This is a genomic window from Myxococcales bacterium, assembly GCA_022184915.1.
GTDB lineage: Bacteria > Myxococcota_A > Polyangia > Fen-1088 > Fen-1088 > JAGTJU01.
This window is the reverse complement of record JAGTJU010000001.1, coordinates 339828-358288: the sequence shown is the minus strand read 5'-3', so window position 1 is coordinate 358288 and position 18461 is coordinate 339828. Positions and strand designations below refer to the sequence as shown.

Annotated in this window: 14 protein-coding genes; 8 read left to right on the top strand and 6 right to left on the bottom strand. The window is 66.9% G+C overall.

Features of this window, described 5'->3' with window-relative positions; genetic code table 11:
* Window positions 1-44 precede the first annotated feature (44 nt).
* Window positions 45-539 carry a ribosomal protein S18-alanine N-acetyltransferase gene (gene rimI / locus KA712_01575; GenBank protein ID MCG5051626.1) on the bottom strand — a complete coding sequence of 165 codons (495 nt, stop codon included), beginning with the start codon at window positions 537-539 and terminating at the stop codon, window positions 45-47.
* Window positions 540-548: 9 nt separating this feature from the next.
* Window positions 549-1172, bottom strand: coding sequence for a ribosome biogenesis GTP-binding protein YihA/YsxC (gene yihA / locus KA712_01570; protein MCG5051625.1), 624 nt, complete (start codon window positions 1170-1172; stop codon window positions 549-551).
* Window positions 1173-1241: 69 nt separating this feature from the next.
* On the opposite strand from yihA, the gene coaE reads away from it, so the two are divergent.
* Window positions 1242-1853, top strand: a complete 612-nt coding sequence (coaE, locus tag KA712_01565) for a dephospho-CoA kinase (GenBank protein MCG5051624.1) — start codon at window positions 1242-1244, stop codon at window positions 1851-1853.
* Here the strand turns inward: coaE and mscL are convergent.
* Window positions 1840-3168, bottom strand: a complete 1329-nt coding sequence (mscL, locus tag KA712_01560) for a large conductance mechanosensitive channel protein MscL (protein MCG5051623.1) — start codon at window positions 3166-3168, stop codon at window positions 1840-1842. The genes coaE and mscL overlap by 14 nt on opposite strands.
* 215 nt (window positions 3169-3383) lie before the next feature.
* Here mscL and hemJ point away from each other — a divergent pair, with 215 nt between their 5' ends.
* Window positions 3384-3815: a protoporphyrinogen oxidase HemJ gene (gene hemJ, locus KA712_01555; GenBank protein ID MCG5051622.1), complete on the top strand. Its 432-nt coding sequence runs from the start codon at window positions 3384-3386 to the stop codon at window positions 3813-3815.
* A gap of 319 nt (window positions 3816-4134) precedes the next feature.
* Here hemJ and KA712_01550 read toward each other — a convergent pair whose 3' ends face one another.
* Window positions 4135-4671, bottom strand: coding sequence for a thioesterase family protein (locus KA712_01550; GenBank protein MCG5051621.1), 537 nt, complete (start codon window positions 4669-4671; stop codon window positions 4135-4137).
* Between the two features lie 98 nt (window positions 4672-4769).
* On the opposite strand from KA712_01550, the gene KA712_01545 reads away from it, so the two are divergent.
* Window positions 4770-6110 (top strand): MBL fold metallo-hydrolase, encoded by a 1341-nt coding sequence (locus KA712_01545; GenBank protein ID MCG5051620.1) that lies wholly within the window; start codon window positions 4770-4772, stop codon window positions 6108-6110.
* 86 nt (window positions 6111-6196) lie between these two features.
* Here KA712_01545 and KA712_01540 read toward each other — a convergent pair whose 3' ends face one another.
* Entirely contained in the window at window positions 6197-7384 is a 1188-nt protein-coding gene (locus KA712_01540) for a hypothetical protein (protein MCG5051619.1), read from the bottom strand.
* Between the two features lie 414 nt (window positions 7385-7798).
* Window positions 7799-11497, bottom strand: a complete 3699-nt coding sequence (gene metH / locus KA712_01535) for a methionine synthase (GenBank protein MCG5051618.1) — start codon at window positions 11495-11497, stop codon at window positions 7799-7801.
* Window positions 11498-11775: 278 nt separating this feature from the next.
* Between metH and KA712_01530 the strand changes: the two genes are divergently transcribed.
* From KA712_01530 to KA712_01510, 5 genes are all read left to right on the top strand, one after another.
* Window positions 11776-14274 carry a protein kinase gene (locus tag KA712_01530; GenBank protein ID MCG5051617.1) on the top strand — a complete coding sequence of 833 codons (2499 nt, stop codon included), beginning with the start codon at window positions 11776-11778 and terminating at the stop codon, window positions 14272-14274.
* 136 nt (window positions 14275-14410) lie between these two features.
* A complete protein-coding gene (locus KA712_01525; protein ID MCG5051616.1) occupies window positions 14411-14824 on the top strand; it encodes a DoxX family protein in 414 nt (137 codons plus the stop codon).
* Window positions 14825-14872: 48 nt separating this feature from the next.
* Window positions 14873-15616 (top strand): 4'-phosphopantetheinyl transferase superfamily protein, encoded by a 744-nt coding sequence (locus KA712_01520; GenBank protein ID MCG5051615.1) that lies wholly within the window; start codon window positions 14873-14875, stop codon window positions 15614-15616.
* A 141-nt stretch (window positions 15617-15757) separates the two neighbouring features.
* Complete coding sequence (locus KA712_01515) at window positions 15758-16036, top strand: hypothetical protein (GenBank protein MCG5051614.1); 279 nt, start codon at window positions 15758-15760, stop codon at window positions 16034-16036.
* 176 nt (window positions 16037-16212) lie between these two features.
* Window positions 16213-18456, top strand: coding sequence for a protein kinase (locus KA712_01510; protein MCG5051613.1), 2244 nt, complete (start codon window positions 16213-16215; stop codon window positions 18454-18456).
* Window positions 18457-18461 lie beyond the last annotated feature (5 nt).

Below are 18461 nucleotides of genomic sequence, written 5' to 3'. Positions count from 1 at the left end.
CCGCACGCGAAGGCGAAGCGTTCTACGGGCAGAGGTCCCGTCGCTCACGGCGCGTCAGGAGCGTGCGGGCTCCCGCCCGAGCCGGACGGCTCCAGGTCGAGCGTCATGAGCACCGCGTCTTCACCGTTGTCGGGGTAATAGCCCGCACGCAGCCCCACCGACCGAAAGCCATAGGCTTGGTAAAGCGCGAGGGCGGCCGTGTTCGAGCGCCTCACCTCGAGAAGCACCGCACGGCAGCCGCTGCCGCGCGCAACGCGCAGCATGTGGTTCATGAGCCGGCGTGCGTGGCCTTTGCGCCGCTCATCGGGCAACGTGGCCACGTTGAGAAGGTGAATTTCGTCGAGGACGATCCAGTAATCGATGAACGCGAGCAGAGGGCCCCCCGGCGTGGCCCGCAGCCCGTCGATGCGGGCCTGCGCGCGCGAGAGCTCATCGGTGAAGGTTTTGGCCGACCAGGGTACCGGAAAACAGGCATTCGCGACCCCCATCAACGCGTCGATGTCCTCCGCACGAAGCGGCTCGATCGTGTACGCGTCCATCGTCGCGGGCTATCCCAGCGTTCCGAAGCTGCGCGCGTCCAGCACCACCTTCCAGACACGATCCATGCCCTGGCCATTCAGGCCCGAGACGGGAAAGGCGCCCGGCAGGTCGCGCTTGAGCAGGCCGCGTTCCCCGGCGGTGAGCTTATCGATCTTCGTGGCCACCAGGCGGTGCACGATGCCCATGCTGTCGAGCCACGCGATGAGCTGGCCTTCTTCTTGTTCGGGGCCGCGGCGGGCGTCCACCAGAACCAGGCACAAACGCAACGCCGCGGTGCCGGTGACGTAGCTTTCCACCAGCGTGCGCCAACTGTCTCGTTCGCCCTTGCCGACCTTCGCGTACCCGTAACCGGGCAAGTCCACCACCCGCAGGCCCACGGCTTCCCCCTCGGGGGTCCGCAGCTGCAAGTCGTAGAAAATCAGCCCTCGCGTGCGCCCCGGGGTTTTTGAGGTGCGCGCCAAGCTACGCCGCGCGGCCAGGTTGTTGAGCAAGGTCGACTTGCCCACGTTCGAGCGTCCCGCGATGGCGATCTGATAGCCCGGCAACGGAGGCAACGACCTCAAATCGGCCGGCGTGCGCGCCTCGGCCACGAAGGTGGCTGAGAGGATCTGAGGATGCGGCAGGGGAGCCATGGCACGGGGCGAGGGTTTATCTGACGGGGCCGGAACAATGACATAGGATTCGCGGTCATGGTGGGAAACCTGGCCTTCGTGGGCCTCACGGGCGGCATCGGCTCGGGCAAGTCGACCGTGGCGAAGCTGTTCGCGGAGGCGGGTGTTCCCGTTTTGGATGCGGACGAGTTGGCGCGCGACATCGTGCGTCCGGGTGAGCCCGCGTGGGCCGAGATCACGGCGCTTTGGCCCGATGTCTGCGCGCCCGATGGCACACTCGACCGGCGCAAGCTGGGCGCCAAGGTGTTCGCCGATCCCGAGGCCCGGGCGCGTCTGCAGGCCCTCACACATCCCCGCATTCAGGCGCTGGCGCTGGCCCGGGCGCGCGCGCTCGCAGCGCAGGGGCACCACCTGGCGGTTTACGACGCCGCCCTGCTGGTCGAGACGGGACGGCACGGAGACTTCGACGCCCTCATCGTGGTGACGGTGCCCCTCGAGGTGCAGGTGGCGCGCGCGGTGGCCCGGGGCCCGCTTTCGGAGGCGGAGGTCCGGGCCCGCATCGCCGCTCAGTACCCTCTCTCGGAGAAGGTGCGGGTGGCCAGCCACGTGATCGACAACGGCGGCACGCGCGAGGCCACCGGCGCGCAGGTCCAGGCGGTGCTCGCGGACCTGCGCTCGCGCTTCGGGCTCACAACAGGGTGACGATCAACGAGGCGTCGGCGATGAAGTCGACCTCGTTGGCAAAGGCGCGGTAGGGAGTCGGATTGGCCATGTCTCGGTCAATGAAGGTCGCGTTCAGCGGCGCCGGGTTCTGATCGTAGCGCATGGCCAGGCCGAAACCGAAGCTAAGGTTCTTCCAGAGCTTGGTGGTGAGACCCGCCTTGGCGTTCACGCGGGTGTCCTTGAAGGGCCCCACACCCTCCTTGTAAGTGTTCACGGAGGCGTCCAACGCCGAACCTTCTTCGTTGAGGTTGAACAACGCCTCGGCATTGGCATAGAGGCCGGTGTCGTCGGAAACCTTGAGGCTCTCGCCGAGGAAGATGCGCGCAGAGTGAATGGAGACGCCCTGCGAATCGCCGTAATAAGACTCGTACGTGAAGTCGTAACCGAATTCGCCGAGCAGCTCGTGCGTGTCGTTCTTGAGCAGCTGACGGCTATAGCCAGCCTGGGAACCACCAAAGAGCTTTTTGCCAGCGATCTTGTCCCGACCGATGTTGGCCTGCAGGTAAGCTGCGTTGTTTTGGGTCAGGAATCGGTCGTAGCGACCCTTGCCCAAGATCAGGTTGGTCGAGTCCACCTCGTTACGAACGATGTCAGCGTCGCCATCAACCAGCGTGGCGACCCCAGTGTTTCCGGGCACAAACTGTCGCACGTTCGCCGTGCCGTAGGCCGCCATGCCCTCGATGCCCAGCTTGTTGTCGCCGGCGCGGCGGGAGGTCGTGACCGACAGTGCGCCGTTCGTGGCCTGCGAGTTGCCGCCCGTCAGCACCAGGGCGCCCTTGACTTGCGCGTTCCACTCCACCACGGGCTTCATCTCCGCGGGAGGCTTTTCGTAGGCGAACGCGGGGTTGCCCTGCGCAAAAGCCGGAGCCCCGAGGAAAACGAGCGCAAGCGCCGTCAGCAGACTTGTGCAGAACTTGCAACGCTTGGCCGCAGCCGGCACGGTCTCGAGGCATTCGCCGCAGCTTTTGGTGGGCGGAGGTGCCGGCGCGGGCGGTGCCTCTTCCTTCTTCATGACCGCGCCCAGGAACTTGACGAGCACGAAAAAGATGACCGTCGCGACAATGAAAAAGTCGAGCAAGGTTCCGAGCAGGTGCCCCACCTTGAAGTTGAGCGGCGTCACCGTGAACTCCCGCCAAGACCCACCCGGTATCAGTGCCGACACGGCAGGCATGACCAGGTCGTCGACGAAGGCCGACACGATCTTGCCGAACGCACCGCCGATCACGACGGCCACGGCCAAATCGACCACGTTGCCTCTCAACAAGAACTTCTTGAAATCCTGACCTAACGACATGCTTTCTCCTCGGGTTGGGTGCGGGAAACGGGGCCGGTGAGATGCCTCTGCCGCCCCCAGCGCGCCACATATCGCATTTTTTCCTGAGCGCGCAACGCGCAAAGTTTTCAAACCTTCCGCAGGACAACGCGTTATCTTGACCCAAGAAGACTACAAGGAGACCACCCTGCTGGCCCTGCCTTGGACTTCCCCTCCCCCGCTGGTAGCCTGCCCACGTGTTTTACGTCTGGGTCAAAGCCATTCACGTCATCTCGATCATCACCTGGATGGCCGGCATGCTCTATTTGCTGCGGCTGTTCGTGTATCACGCCATGGAAACCGAGGCGGTGGTCCGCGAGCGCTTTCAAGTCATGGAACGGCGGCTGCTCAAGGCGATCGCCACGCCTTCCATGATCGCCACCTTCATCACAGGCATCACCATGCTGGTGCTGGTGCCCGACTGGCTCAAGCAGCCCTGGATGCACGTCAAGCTCACCTGCGTGCTGGCGCTGGCCGGGGTGCACGGCATGTCGTCTGCGTGGCGCAAGCGCCTCATCACCGAGCCCACCTTCAAGACCCACAAGTTCTTTCGCGTGTGGAACGAGGTCCCCACCCTCTTGATGGTGATCATCGTGATCATGGTCATCCGTCGCCCCTTCGGCCCCTGAGGGGGCCTGGCGCCGGCGTAACGGCGACGGGCTAAAGCACGCGTTGCGCGCCCGACCCGGGGCGAACGCTGCAGGCAAGCTGCGCTGGGACTCGAACCTCGCAAGCGCCTCCCCAGCCAGCAGCGCCTGTCCGGCGACGAAAAGCCACGTGTCTGCCGGGGCGTCGTGGGCCTCGGGCAGCTTGTCCAAAAGAGTGGGCCGAGTGCCTCTACCTTCGGGGCGTCGTCGAGCTTGATGGCCAGCCGCAACGCCGCCGCCAACGTGGCCACGCCGGCTCTTCTCGACGTTGTTGGGTGAGGAGCACCTGCGGCAGGGGGGCTCAAAACCCCACGCCGGCCGCGGTCTCCAGACGACGCCAATCAGCCACCATCTCGGGCAGCGGGGGTGAGGCCACGTCGTAACCTGCCGCACGGAGGGCTTCCGCCGGGGGCACGTTGCCGGACCGCCCCCGGAACAGCGCCCGCACCAAGCCGAGGCCCGCCAGCTCGCCTCCCAGCAAAAAGCGCTGCTCGATGTAGAACCACTTGTCGTCCCAACCCAGCACGCGCGAGTGCAAATCGTAGCGCACGAACGGCTGCAGCGAGCGCTTGTAGCGGAACACCACGGCCCCCACCAAAGGCATCCAACGCTGCCGGCGCACCTGGGTCCAAAGACCCGAACGCAAGAGGAAATCGAAACGACCGAGATCCATGATCGTGAGATAGCGGCCGTTGTTCATGTGAAGGTTGACGTCGAGGTCGTTCAACCACACCCGGAAAGGCAGCACCGACTCGTCGAAGGGCCCCAACTTGCGACCACGCCACGAGGCCCAAAGCGCTCGCATCGTAACAAAGAAGGTACGCAGGATGAGGTTCATGGTTCCCAGGAATCCAGCCCGGGGCCAGAAGTATAGGCGAAGCCCGAGGTTCGGGAGAACGAACACACGAAGGCCGGCTCTTGTCCTAAACTCGCCCGATGCTCATCCTGCCCAGCACGCCCATTCACCCCCTGCCCTCTGGCCAGGTCACCTTGTTGGGTGCCATGGCAAGCGTCACGGGCGCGATGACCCTGATCGAGACCGGCGGCGCACGAGTCCTGGTGGATTGCGGGGTGGCACAAGGCCGGGAGGCCGAGCGCTGGAGGTTTCCCGCTGAGGCGCTCGACAAGCTCGACGCCGTCGTGCTGACCCACGGCCACAACGACCACGTGGGCTCGTTGCCTCAGCTCCTCGACCGCGGCTACGATGGACCGATCCTCGGCACCCGCGCCACCTTGGATGTGGCCAAGTTGGTCCTGGAAGATGGTCTCCGCCTGGCGCGCCAGTCCGATCCCGAGATCCGCCGCTTCGTTCGGCGTTTCGAGGCGCTCGCCCGCGTTGCGCCCTACGAAACATCGTTTTCCGTACCAGGCCTCGATGGTTCGTGCACCCTACACGAAGCGGGGCACATCCTGGGCTCGAGCAGCGTCGAGCTGACGGCCCCCGGAGGGCGGGTCATCTGTTCAGGAGATCTCGGCCGGCCCAACAGCCCCCTGCTGCGCGACTACAACATGACGTGGGGCCGCGAGCGCCCCGTGGATCTCGTCGTGATGGAGAGCACCTACGGTGACAGCGAGCACCGTCAGAGCCACGAAGACATCGAGGCCCGCCTCGAGAGCATCGTGAACCGCGCCGTCCGCGACGGAGGGCACATTCTGGTGCCCGCCTTTGCGATCGGCCGCACACAAACGCTCATCTATCACCTGAACACCTTGGTGGAGGCCCGGCGCATCCCGGACATCACCGTCGCCATCGACACGCCCATGGGCCTCAAGGTCACGGAGCTCTACCAAAAGGCGCGCCACCTCTTTGACCAGGAGGCACGCGACAAGCTCGCGTCCGGCGACGATCCCCTCAGCTTCGAGAGCCTCTACGCCGTTCATTCCGCGCGCGACTCCGTGAGGCTGCGGGACGTCAAGGAACCCCTGCTCGTCATCGCGGGCAGCGGCATGTGCACGGGCGGGCGGATCGTCGGCCACTTGGCCGAGCTCCTGCCGCTGCCCGAGACCTGCGTGGTGTTCGTGGGCTATCAGGCCCCCGGCACACCGGGGGCGCGGATCCAGGCCGCGGCACGGACGGGGGGCACGGTCTGGCTTAACCACGAAGAGATCCCGGTGCGGGCCGCGATCGAGACCCTGAGTGGCCTGTCCGCCCACGCCGATCGCGACGAGCTCTGGCGCTGGGTGGGTGCCATCCCGAACGTGCGGCGTTTGGCTCTGCACCACGGAGAAGTGGAAGCGCAAGAGGCGTTCGCGACCTGGGCCGCGCGGCGGGTGTAAGCCGGGCGGGAAACGCACGTCGCCCCGTACCCGTCACCCGGAGGGCGCGGACACGGGGCGACCCAGGAGCCAAGCTCCCGTCTTCGCTACGGGATGCTCACCGACTGAACGTTGTCATTCAAGCCTCCGCAGCCCGAGAACGAGGCGCCGCAGAAGTTGAGATCGCTCGTAACCGTGTAGGAACACGCGGTGCAGTTGGGCCCCGACCACACCGTGACGCTGGTCAGGCCCCCGTGCAGCAAGGCATAGGAGGCGCCACCCGGCGCCACGGGTCCGAAGCACCCACTGCCCGAGAAGGTGTTGAGGACATCGGTACCCGTCGCACAATGCAACAGGATCTGGACGTGCGGCACCACGTCCGCACAGGTCGGGCCTCCATATCCACCCGTGCAGGTGCACGTGTACCCATTGACCCCGTCCGTGCAGCTGCCGCCGTTTTGGCACGGGCTGCCCGCGCACTCGTCGATGTTCGTCTCGCACGTGGTGCCGCTAAAGCCCGCCGCGCAGGTGCACGAATACCCATTGACCCCGTCCGTGCAGCTGCCGCCGTTTTGGCATGGGTTGCCCGCGCACTCGTCGATGTTCGTCTCGCACGTGGTGCCGCTATAGCCCGCCGCGCAGGTGCACGTGAAGGCGTTCACGCCATCCGTGCAGCTGCCGCCGTTTTGGCACGGGTTGCCCGCGCACTCGTTGATGTTCGCACATCCCGTGGCTCCCGTGCCCATGTACCCTGCCGGACACGCCCCGCACGTCCGGGAACCGGGGGTATTCGTGCACGTGGTCAGCGCATCGCAGCCCCCGTTGTTCGTCGCGCATTCGTCGACGTCCATGCACCCACTGACGCCACCGCCGCTGTAGCCGCTCGGGCACGCGCCACAGGTAAAACTACCCGCGCTGTTCGTGCAGGTCACCAAAGGATCACAAGGAGGGGTTGTGGCAGCGCACTCATCCACATCGGTGCAGCCTGCCTCCCCGGTGCCCGCATACCCCGCGGGGCACATGCCACAGGTCCGGGAGCCGGCGGTGTTCATGCAGGTCACGAGCGGGTCACAGCCGCCGTTGTTGGCCGCGCACTCGTCGACGTCGGTGCACCCCACCACGCCATCTCCCGCGTACCCCGCGGGGCACGCGCCACACACGGCGCCACCGGCACCGGCCGTACACATCACGAGGGGATCGCAGCCGCCGTTGTTGACCGCGCAGGGATCCCCGGCGTCGGGAGCGCCGGAATCAGGCACGGTGCCTGCATCGGCGTTTCCGGCCGCGTCAGGCATACCTGTCGGCCCACCGGCATCTGCCGTGCCTCCACTGCCCCCTGCGACGGGAGCATCTACGCCTCCCCCGCCAGCGCCGCCGGCATCCGCCGTGCCGGTCCCCGTGTTGGCGTCCGGCGCCACGCTGGCGTCGGCGGGAACGTTGGTCCCGCCACCTGAACCGCAGGCAACGAGCAGACTAAAAGAGCAACGGATACGAAGAGTTGGACGCGCAAGACGGGCCTCCGAGAAAGGGTCGCGGCCGTGCCGGGCTGGGGTAAATGAAAGGGATCGAGCGGCACGGTCATGCCTCGGTGCGAAGCACGCGCCGGGTATCGTCTGCCTGCGGCACGGACTTGAGCCGCGCCACGGGCAGACGCTCGACCTGACCCGATGGGCGTGTGTCTTGCGGGCCCTCGCGGGGCGATCAGAGACTCAACGCTGTCGCTCGTAGCCCAAGTTCGGGGCCAGCCACCGCTCCATCTCGCCCACAGACATACCCTTGCGGGCGGCGTAGGCCTCTACCTGGTCACGCCCGATGCGGCCCACGTTGAAGTAGCGCGCCTCGGGGTGGGCCAGATAGATCCCGCTCACGGCCGCTGCAGGCAGCATGGCGAAGCTCTCGGTCAGCGTGATGCCCACAGCGGGGGCGTCGAGCAACGCAAACAGCTTGGTCTTTTCTGAGTGATCGGGGCAGGCCGGGTAGCCGAACGCGGGACGAATGCCACGGTACTTTTCGCCGATGAGGTCGTCGTTGGTGAGCGCCTCGTCTTGCCCGTAGCCCCAATCGTGACGGGCCTTCTCGTGCAGCATCTCGGCGAACGCCTCGGCCAGACGATCCGCCAGCGCCTTCACCATGATGGCGTGATAGTCGTCATGCTCGGCTTGGTAACGGGCGACCAAGTCATCGGCGCCCAGCCCGGCCGTCACGGCGAAAGCACCAAGAGAGTCCCCTCGGCCGCTGCCCCGCGGCGCCACGAAATCGGCCAGGCAGCGCATGGGCGCATTCGGCGCGTCTTCGCCCGGCTTTTCCTGCTGCTGCCTCAACATGCAAAACCGCAGCTTCTCCTGCGTCTCGTCGTGTTCGTCGAAGACGATGATGTCGTTGCCTTCCGAAGCAGCTGGCCACAGTCCGTAGACCCCTTTGGCCGTCAAGCTGCGCTCACGCAGGATGCGGTCGAGCAGCCTCCGGCCGTCGTCGAAGAGCTCCCGCGCCTGCACCCCGTACTTGGGGCTCTCGAGGATCCCGGGGAACCGCCCCCGCAGCTCCCACGCGGTAAAGAAGAACGTCCAGTCGATGTAGGGGACGATCTCCTCGAGCGGCACCTCGAGCGTGCGGCGCCCGAGAAACGCAGGCTTCGCGATGGCCTCGGGAGGAAACTCGACGATGGGCTTGCGCCGGTTTGCGTCCGTGTAGGCCAGCAGCGGCCGCTGGTGCTTGTTCTCGTGGATGCGACGCAGCTTGTCCTGCTCGGCGCGGTTGTTGTCGCCGTAGTCCTGCACCTGTTTGGGATCGAGCAAGCTGGCCACCACGTTGACCGCACGAGACGCGTCGTTCACGTGCACCACGTTGCCTTCGTACTTGGGTGCGATGCGCACCGCCGTGTGTTCGCGGCTGGTGGTGGCGCCACCGATGAGCAGCGGCAGCTTGAAGCCGCGGCGCTGCATCTCTTCGGCCACATAGACCATCTCGTCGAGCGAGGGGGTGATGAGCCCCGAAAGACCAATCACGTCCACCTTCTCGGCGATGGCCGTATCGAGGATCTTGTCGGTGGGCACCATCACACCCAGATCGACGACCTCGTAGTTGTTGCAGCCCAGCACCACGCCCACGATGTTCTTGCCGATGTCGTGCACGTCGCCCTTCACCGTGGCCATCAAGATGCGGGCGCGGGGGCCGCTGTCGGAGGCAGACTTCTCTTCCTCGATGAAGGGAGTGAGGTAAGCCACCGCCTTTTTCATGGCGCGCGCGCTCTTGACCACCTGGGGCAGAAACATTTTGCCTGCGCCAAAGAGGTCACCCACCTCGGCCATGCCGTCCATGAGCGGCCCCTCGATGACCAGAAGGGGGCGACCCAACTTCACGCGCGCCTCTTCCGCGTCCACCTCGATGAAATCGTCCACGCCGCGCACGAGGGCGTGGGCCAAACGACGCTCGACGGGCTCCTGGCGCCAACCAAGGTCTTCTTCGCGCTTTTTGCCTCCCCCTTTGTAGCGCTCGGCCAGCTCGACCAGGCGCTCGGTCGCGTCCGGGCGACGGTTCCACAGCACGTCTTCCACGTGTTCGCGCAGCTCGGCCGGGATCTCCTCGTAGACACCGAGCTGACCGGCGTTCACGATGCCCATGTCCATGCCCGCTTTGACCGCCTCGTAGAGGAAGGCCGTGTGCATGGCCTCGCGGACCACCTCGTTGCCGCGGAACGAGAACGATAGGTTGCTCACCCCGCCCGAGATCTTCACCCCGGGGCAGGCTTCCTTGATGAGACGCACGGACTCCACGAAGCTCAAGGCGTACGCGTTGTGCGCTTCGATGCCGGTGGCCACGGCCAGAATGTTGGGGTCGAAGATGATGTCGCGGGGGTCGAAGCCCGCCTTTTCCGTGAGCAGCCGGTAGGCGCGCGTGCAGATCTCGACGCGCCGGGGGGTGTTGTCGGCTTGCCCCTCTTCGTCGAAGGCCATCACCACCACGGCCGCCCCGTAGCGGCGCACCTTCCGGGCTTTGTCCAGGAAGTCCGCCTCGCCTTCCTTGAGGCTGATCGAGTTCACCACGCCCTTGCCTTGAACGCACTTGAGACCGGCCTCGATCACCGACCACTTCGAGCTGTCTATCATGATCGGCACACGGCAGATCTCCGGCTCGCTGGCCACCAGGTTCAAGAAGGTGACCATGGCGCGCTCCGAGTCGAGCATGCCCTCGTCCATATTGATGTCGATGATGTTGGCGCCCCCGCGCACCTGGTCCATGGCCACCTCCAGAGCCGCGGGGTAGTCGTTGCCCACGATGAGCCGGGCGAACTTCTTCGAGCCCGTCACGTTCGTGCGCTCACCGATCATCATGAAGTTCGTTTCGGGGCGAAGCTCGAGCACCTCGAGGCCGCTTAGACGCGAAAACGGCGCGTCCGTGTGGGGAGGCTTGCGCGGCGGCATGGTCTTCACGCGTTCGGCGATGGCACGAATGTGCTCGGGGGTGGTCCCGCAGCAGCCCCCCACGATGTTGACGAAGCCCGCGTGGGCGAACTCTTCCAGGAAGTCGCCCGTTTCGTCAGGGGTCTCGTCGTAGGCGCCGAAGGCGTTCGGCAGGCCCGCGTTGGGATAACAGCTGACGTAGCTGTGTCGGGCCAGCTGCGACAGCTCGGCGATGTAGGGACGCATGTCCTTGGCGCCGAGGGCACAGTTGATCCCCACGGACAGCGGACGGGCATGCTCGATGGACGTGAAGAAGGCGCCGATCGTCTGGCCCGAAAGGGTGCGCCCGCTCTTGTCGGTGATCGTCGCGGAGATCATGATCGGAAGGCGCTTACCCTTTTCCTCGAACGCCTCGTCCATGGCCACCAGACAGGCCTTGAGGTTGAGAGTGTCGATGACGGTCTCGGCCAAGAGCAGGTCCACGCCACCATCGATGAGCGCCAGGATCTGCTCCTTGAAGGCCTCGCGCAGCTCATCGAAGGTGATCGCGCGAAAGCCAGGATCCTGTACGTTCGGCGACAGCGATAGCGTCTTGTTCGTAGGGCCGATCGATCCGGCCACGAAGCGGGGCTTGTGCGGGGTCAGGGCGGTGAACTTGTCGGCCGCTTGACGCGCCACCTGCGCAGCCGCCACGTTGAGTTCGTGGATGTGCGACTCGAGTTGATAATCAGCTTGAGCCACCCGGGTCAAGCTGAAGGAGTTCGTCTCGACGATGTCGGCCCCCGCCTCGAGGTAAGCCTCGTGGATGGCGCCGATGACGTCGGGGCGGGTCAGAACCAGAAGGTCGTTGTTACCCTTGAGATCGCAGCCGTGATTGGCAAATCGTTGGCCCCGAAAGTCGGCCTCGGTCAGCTTGTAGCGCTGAATCATGGTGCCCATGGCGCCATCCAGAACCAGGATGCGTCGTTCGAGGAGGGCGGCCAGGGGGTGCGAGGCGATGTTCGTCATGATGTCTTCGTTTCGTCATTCGAAAAGCGAGGCCGGCGGAAAACCTCTCCACCAACGGCTCCGTGGCGAGGTCTGCCAAGACACAGCTTGCTCTTCACTTGTCAGGGGACGAGGACAAACAAAGCCCAGGCAGGGCCCGTATCCTCGATGACGAGCCCTACACCGGTGTCCAGCGTGGGTCAAGTCGGTGGCTTGTCCCCTCCCCCGAGGACGGACCGCTGCGAGGCAGCCTGCGCGCCTCAAGGGCTGGGCAACAAGTGCCGAATGGGACGCTCGCCGTGTCTCCAATCCCGACGAAAACAACGCATCTCGGCGAGCGCTACGAACTCAAGTCCCAGGCGGGCACCGGGGGGATGGGGACCGTGTTCCAGGCCTACGATCGGCAAACGCGCCAGACGGTGGCCATCAAGGTGCTCCACGGCAAGGGCGAAAGCGACGCCGCCCGCTTCGAACGGGAGGCAGCCTTGCTCGCCGAGCTGAAGCACAGCGCCATCGTTCGCTTCATCGACCACGGTACCACGTCGCACGGCGAGCCCTTTTACGTGATGGAGTGGCTCGAAGGCGAGACCCTCGACGAGCGGCTGGCCCGAGGGCGCCTGTCCCCCAGCCTGGCCGCGCGCATGGCGTCGCGGGTCCTCGAAGCCCTGGCGACGGCCCACAACTTGGGCGTCATTCACCGAGACATCAAGCCCAGCAACATTTTTCTCTCCGGCTTCCGCGTCTCCGACGCGAAGCTGATCGACTTCGGCGTGGCACGCCGGACCGACGACGCCTTCCGCCTCACGAAGCGCGGCAACACCGTGGGCACCCCCATGTACAACGCTCCCGAGCAGGCACGCGGCATGGGCGATCTGGACGGGCGCGTCGACATCTTTGCGCTCGGTTGCGTGATGTACGAAGCGTTGACAGGCGAGCCGGCGTTTGCGGGCGACACCGCTGCACAGGTCATGACGAGGATCGCCTCGGGGCAGGGACCCAACATCGATCTCAAGCTGCAGCAGGTGGATCCCGAGCTGCGCCGCTTGCTGAGTTCGATGTTGGCCAATCGCCGAGAGGATCGCCCCGCCGACGCCCTGACCCTCGCCCGGCGCATGGCGGTGATCGCAGAACGTTTGGCTCCGCTCGAGGGCCCCTCGCCCCTGGCCCTGCCCCAGATACCCCAGCTTCGGCGCCTACCTCGCGACGTGCTCTCCCACAACGAGGAGCGGGTGATGTCCGTGCTGCTGGTCGCACGCACGCAGCGGCCAAGCGGCCAAACCCGGGACCTCCCGGGCCACGGCGTCTCCGAAGACTTTCTGGCAAAGCTCGCCGCCACGCTCGAGCCCTTCGGGGGACGCATCGATCGGCTTCTCGAGCGCTCCCTCATCGTGACCGCGCCCACCTTGCTCTCCCTCACCGAGCAGGTGGAGCAGATCGCGCGCATGGGCCTGCACCTGGCCGCCCATCACCCCGATCTCAGGCGATCCATGGCGACAGGGCGGGGCGTGTTGCTCGCGCGCCTTCCCGCCGGCGAGGTGGTGGAGCAAGCGGCGATCTTGCTCGACAAGGCTGCGCCCGGTGGGGTCGTCACGGACGATACGTCGGCGCGCTTGCTCAGCCAACGCTTCGCGATCCTGCACGAACGCGCCCAGCACCTGTTGCTGCGCGAGCGCGACGGGCTGCCCGCTCCCCGCCGCATCTTGGGGGAGATCACCCGGTTTTGCGGACGCGATCGCGAACTGGCCGCGCTCGACACCGCCCTCGCCACGAGCGTGAGCGAAGACGCGTCCGGCGCAGCCATCCTCGTGGGGTCCGCGGGCCTCGGAAAAACACGGCTCCTGGCGGAGTGGCTCCGCAAACTGCAGGGGCGCCCGGAGGACTTCCTCATCCTGCAAGGCCGCGCCTTGCCCATCAGCAGCGTTGCACCCTACAGGGCCCTTTCGGGCATCTTCGACCAGGCACGACTTTCCTTCGACGGTGATGTCACCGCGGCCGCAGGCGCCTTCGTGTCGTGGCTGGAACACGCATGCGGCACACGGCCCACGGTCCTCGTGCTCGAAGACGCGCACCTCGCCGACACCAGCTCCCTGCAGCTTCTCGACCGGCTGCTGACCCAACTCGCCCAGAGCCCCCTTTTCGTCGTCATCTCGGCCCGGCCCGAGCTGGACGATCGCATCCCCGACCTGCTCGAGGGCCACGGGCCACTGCGGCTTCGCCTCCCTCCCCTCGCCCAGCGCCATCTCGAGTTCGCCCTTCGAGGCCTGCTGCCCGCGGGACAATCCACGCTGGACGCCTGGATCCTGGAGCGATCGCGTGGCAACCCGTATTGCCTCGAAGAGCTCGCCCGGCACGCGCTCGTGCCCAGCCGCACCGTCGTGCCCGATTCCGTGGCGGGCCTCGTCCAAAGCGAACTCGACCTACTCGGGGCCGACGCCAAGCGTTTACTTCGCGCCGCCAGCGTCTTCGGAACGACCTTCTCGACGGCAGGCCTCACGGCGCTGCTCGGCGAAACGACCGAGACGCCTCTTGGGGAAATGCTGGCAGCCCTGGCCGCCGGGGGATTGCTGCACACAGGGCGCGAGAACACCGACGACAACTGGCAGTTCTGCGAGACGGTGGTCAGGGAGGTGTGCTTCGGCTCCCTCACGGCCAGCGACCGCAACCTGGGACGACGCCTCGCGCGGGCGTTCCTGGATGCGGCCGGCTGCCCCTTGCCCGCTTGCTTGGCACTCGGACAGTCGCGTGTGGATCTCACACCCAGCGAGCTCACTGCGGTTTCGGCCCTGATGCACCCCTAGCCGCCCTCCTTACGGGTGGCACCCGGGTTGCACCCTGTGCCCCAGGAGGATGGGCATGGAACGAATCTGGAAAGATCGGTTGTTGGTGGGTCAACGGGACCTCGCGCCCCAGACCGTGGCAGTGGCGTGGCCGGGGATGCTGGCGTTCGGCCGCGTTCTCCTCTCGCTCATTTTCGTGCTCGGCGGTGTCAGCAAGGTCGTCGGGTTCGCCGCCACGACCGAGCTCTTGCGTGTTGAGGGAGTTCCCACGCCCGCACTTTTCCTGGCCCTGGCCATCGTGGCCGAGCTTGCCGGCGGGCTGTCCCTGATGACCGGTTCCTTTGCCCGGCTGGGCGCTTTGGTCCTCGTGCTCTATCTGATTCCCGTCACCTTGATCATGCACGACTTCTGGAACCTGGGAGGGCTCGAGCGCCAGATGCAGCTCGTGAACTTTCTCAAGAACCTGAGCGTGATGGGGGGCCTCCTGATGGTCGTCGGCGCCGGCGCCGGGGCGCCCTCGGTGGATAACCGGGTCCAAGGCCGCATCGACGGGAGCCCCCCGATTCCCTGAACGTGACCCTCGAACGTGCGGCCCGCAGGTCGCGTAGACTCGCGCGGCGTGCTCCCTCCCTACGTCCCCACGCTCCGTGTGCTGACGCCCTTTGGCATGTGTGTGGGGGTACACCTTCCCGAAGGGGGTCGCCCAGACGACGTGGCGGGCGTCACCGAGCGCTTGTGGCCCGAAGAGCGGGCGTTGCTGGCGGACTTGCCGGCGGCTCGGGCGCGCACCTTCGCAGGGGGGCGCCTGGCGCTGAGAGCCGCCCTGGCCGAAGCGGGGCTGTCCTGTAACGCCCCCATCCTGCGCGGGGCGGCCGGGGAACCCCTGTTGCCCCCCCACCTCTGGGGGTCGGTCAGCCACAAGGACCAGGTGGCGGTGGCCCTGGTGGCGCCTGCGGTCACGGGCTGCCTCGGGGGCCTGGGCGTCGACGTCGAGGTCCTGACGCCGGGTCACGTGGACATCTCGCGGCGCATCTTGCGTCCCGAAGAACGCGCCGCCCTCGCGGGGTGCGAGGCCGAGGAGAGGCAACGCCAGGCGCGGCTCGCTTTTTCGGTCAAGGAGGCGCTTTACAAGGCCGGCTTTCCGCTCGTGCGGCGCTTTTTCGGGTTTCACGAGGCCGCCCTGGACCTCCCCATCACCTTCGCCCCGGAGCGCTTCGTTTCGGTCGGGGCGCGGCTCTTCCCGGGAGGCCAGGACCTCGAAGCGCAGGTGGAGGCAGCGGCGGTTCCCTGGTCAACTTGGGTCGTGTCCGTGGCCCGCGTCTTCGGCAACGCTGGTAAATCAAGTAGTTACAAAGATTTATAGGGCCGTTAACCATGGAAACATAAGCGTCCCGAAGTGCATCCCGGTGCGTGAAAACTCTAGACAAGGCACAGAACCACGTGTAGGTTCCTGGCGACTTTTCACGAGACTTTTGCTGATTTGTCGGAAGGAGACATAGAGAAAATGCGCCTTAGCAACGTTCTGAAAGTATTCGGCCTCGCTGCCGCCCTCACCATGCCGCTCGCCCTCGTGGGCTGCGACGATGACACCGAAGAGACCCCGGGGGACGCGTCCGTGGGAGACGCCAACGTGACTGACACGGGCGCGAAAGACGGCGCCGTCGGTGGCAGCGGTGGAACCCCCGACGCTAAGCCGGGTGACGCCGCCACGGGCGACGCCGCGACCGGTGACGCCGCCACGGGCGACGCCGCGACCGCCGACAGCGGCGCAGACGCTAGCTAAAGCGTCCCGTTCCCGGCCAGCCATTCAAAGCCGGTCAGCAAAAGGGAATGCAAAGCCCGTCTCGGAGAGCCGAGGCGGGCTTTTCGTTTATTCCCGTGGCCGCGGGGCTGCGGCGCCGGGCCCCCTCCGGCGAGCGGCGGGTGTTACAGTAGTCACTCGGAGGCAACGTCCCCAGCATGTCGGCCCACCTGTCTCCCGGGGACGTCATCCCCGGCACGCGCTACCGGGTGCTGTCTCGCGTAGGCGAGGGCGCGATGGGTGCGATCTACGCCGCCCTTCACATCGACCTCGAAAAGCGCGTCGCCCTCAAGACGCTGCTGCCCGAGATCGCACAGGTGCCGGAGGCGGTGGAGCGGTTCCGGCAAGAAGCACGCGCGGCCTCGAAAATCGGTAGCCCCTACATCTGCGACGTCACGGACTTTGGCGCGCTGCCCGACGGGCAGGTGTACTTCGTGATGGAGTATCTCGAGGGGCAATCCCTTGCCCAGCTGCTCGACATCGAGCGCCGCCTGCCCGCCCCACGCGCCGTGGGCATCTTGCGCCAGATCTGCAAGGCCCTGGGCGCCGCGCACGAAAAGGGCATCATTCACCTCGACGTCAAGCCCGACAACGTCATGCTGCAGGCCGACGCGAAACGGCAAGACGCCGTGAAGGTCGTCGACTTCGGCATCGCGGGCTTGCTCGACCACGGAGGCAAGGAAGACCGCATCGCCGGGACTCCCGAGTACATCGCGCCCGAGCGCGCACGCGGCGCGGGCTACGACCACCGCAGCGACGTGTACAGCCTGGGCGTGCTCGCCTATGAAACCCTCACGGGCCAGGTACCCTTCGGGGGTGAGGACCCGGGGGCGGTGCTCGAGCGCCACGTGAACGCCACACCCCGTGCGCTTCGCGAGCTCAGGCCCGAGCTGCCCGCGCGTCTCGAGCAGGTGGTGCTGCAGATGCTGGCCAAGGCGCCCGAAGATCGCCCGCAACGCATGGAGGTGGTCGAAGCCCTGCTCTGCGAAGCGCAGATCGAGGCCGGCTTCGAGACCGCCTGGGACGACGCCTTGGCCCTGCCCGCGGTGGATGAAGAGTGGCGGCGCAAGCTGGCCCAACGCATGCCGGGCCGCGGCGGGCCCCGCAAGCAGGTGCTGGTGGCGGCCGTCGGGGCGGCCCTCGTCGCGGCGGCGGCCGCGGTCTATCTCGGCGTGCTGCGTGCGCCCGAGCAAGTGGTGAAGGTGGTTCGGGTACCCGTGACGGACACCGAAGAGGCGGAATCCGTGGCGGAGCTGCTCGAGAGCGCCGACCGCGCCGGACGTGCGCAGCGTTTCGTGCGCCCTCAGACTGACTCGGCCTTGCACTTCATCGAACGGGCCGAGCGAGAGGCCGAGGCGCTGGGACGGACCTCGCCCGGCGCGCAGAGCCTCCGACGTGCCTACGCTTCGGCCCTGGCCGCCACGGGTGACGAGCTCCTTGGCGCGGGGCTCCGCGACCTCGCCCTCCTGCGCTTCAAAGACGCCCTGGCGTTCCGGCCCGACGACCCCGCGCTGGCCCGCAAGGCCGAGCTGACGCAGGTCGAACGTCAGGCGCTCGGGCGGCGCCCGCCCCGCGCCGCTCGGGAAGGCTCGGCCGCCTCCCCGCCCCCGGCAACGCCGCGGGACGAGCTTCGCGAAGCCGCCGCGGCGGGATTCCTGGCCGCCCAGAACGAAAGGCTTTCGGAAGCCCGGCTGGCCCTGAAAAAGACCGTGGAGCTCGATGGGGAGGGCCAGGTCAAGGCCAAGCTGGCGGACGCCTTGCGGACGCGCGCCGGCGAAGCCTGGGACCGCGGCGACCCCAACAAGGGCCGCGCGCTCTATCAGCTGGTGTTGCTCCTCGATCCCGAAGACCTGGAAGCGCGAAGCCGCGCCCAGCCTCCGTCCGCCGCGCCCTTGGCAGTGGCGGAAGCGCCCGCCCCGGCGGAAGCGCCCGCCCCGCCCGAGCCGCCCGCGCCTCGCGAGGCCAAGGCACCCACGACGCGGGGAACCAAACCGGGAGAGCCCGCCGAAGATACGCGCCATGTGCCGCGCAACCCGAAGGCCGCGGCCGCGGCCGTCCGTAGGGGTCGCGCCGCCATGGCGCGGGGGGATCTGGCTGACGCCGAAACCGCCTTCAGTCAGGCGGTCAGGGCCGATCCTCTCGACGGGGCCGCCGTGGGCGGCATGGCGCAGGTGGCGTTCGAGCGGGCCCGCTACGTCGAGGCCCTCGACTTCGCCCGCCGCGCGACGCGGCTTGCGCCGAAAGCCGCCGGTGGGCACCTGGTGTTGGGCGACGCCTACTTCAGGCTGTTGCGCTTTTCGGAAGCGCTGAACGCCTACCAAACGGCCGAAAAGCTCCTGGGACCGAAGACTCCCCAGGTGGCCGCCCGCATCGAACGCGTCAAGGCCCGGCTTGGCCCCTGAAGAGC

Bases quoted from the DNA above. Each gene is read 5' to 3' on its own strand.
- rimI (MCG5051626.1), bottom strand. From the start codon at position 539: ATGGACGCGTACACGATCGAGCCGCTTCGTGCGGAGGACATCGACGCG.
- yihA (MCG5051625.1), bottom strand. From the start codon at position 1,172: ATGGCTCCCCTGCCGCATCCTCAGATCCTCTCAGCCACCTTCGTGGCC.
- mscL (MCG5051623.1), bottom strand. From the start codon at position 3,168: ATGTCGTTAGGTCAGGATTTCAAGAAGTTCTTGTTGAGAGGCAACGTG.
- KA712_01550 (MCG5051621.1), bottom strand. From the start codon at position 4,671: ATGAACCTCATCCTGCGTACCTTCTTTGTTACGATGCGAGCGCTTTGG.
- KA712_01545 (MCG5051620.1), top strand. From the start codon at position 4,770: ATGCTCATCCTGCCCAGCACGCCCATTCACCCCCTGCCCTCTGGCCAG.
- KA712_01540 (MCG5051619.1), bottom strand. From the start codon at position 7,384: ATGCCTGACGCGGCCGGAAACGCCGATGCAGGCACCGTGCCTGATTCC.
- metH (MCG5051618.1), bottom strand. From the start codon at position 11,497: ATGACGAACATCGCCTCGCACCCCCTGGCCGCCCTCCTCGAACGACGC.
- KA712_01525 (MCG5051616.1), top strand. From the start codon at position 14,411: ATGCTGGCGTTCGGCCGCGTTCTCCTCTCGCTCATTTTCGTGCTCGGC.
- KA712_01515 (MCG5051614.1), top strand. From the start codon at position 15,758: ATGCGCCTTAGCAACGTTCTGAAAGTATTCGGCCTCGCTGCCGCCCTC.
- KA712_01510 (MCG5051613.1), top strand. From the start codon at position 16,213: ATGTCGGCCCACCTGTCTCCCGGGGACGTCATCCCCGGCACGCGCTAC.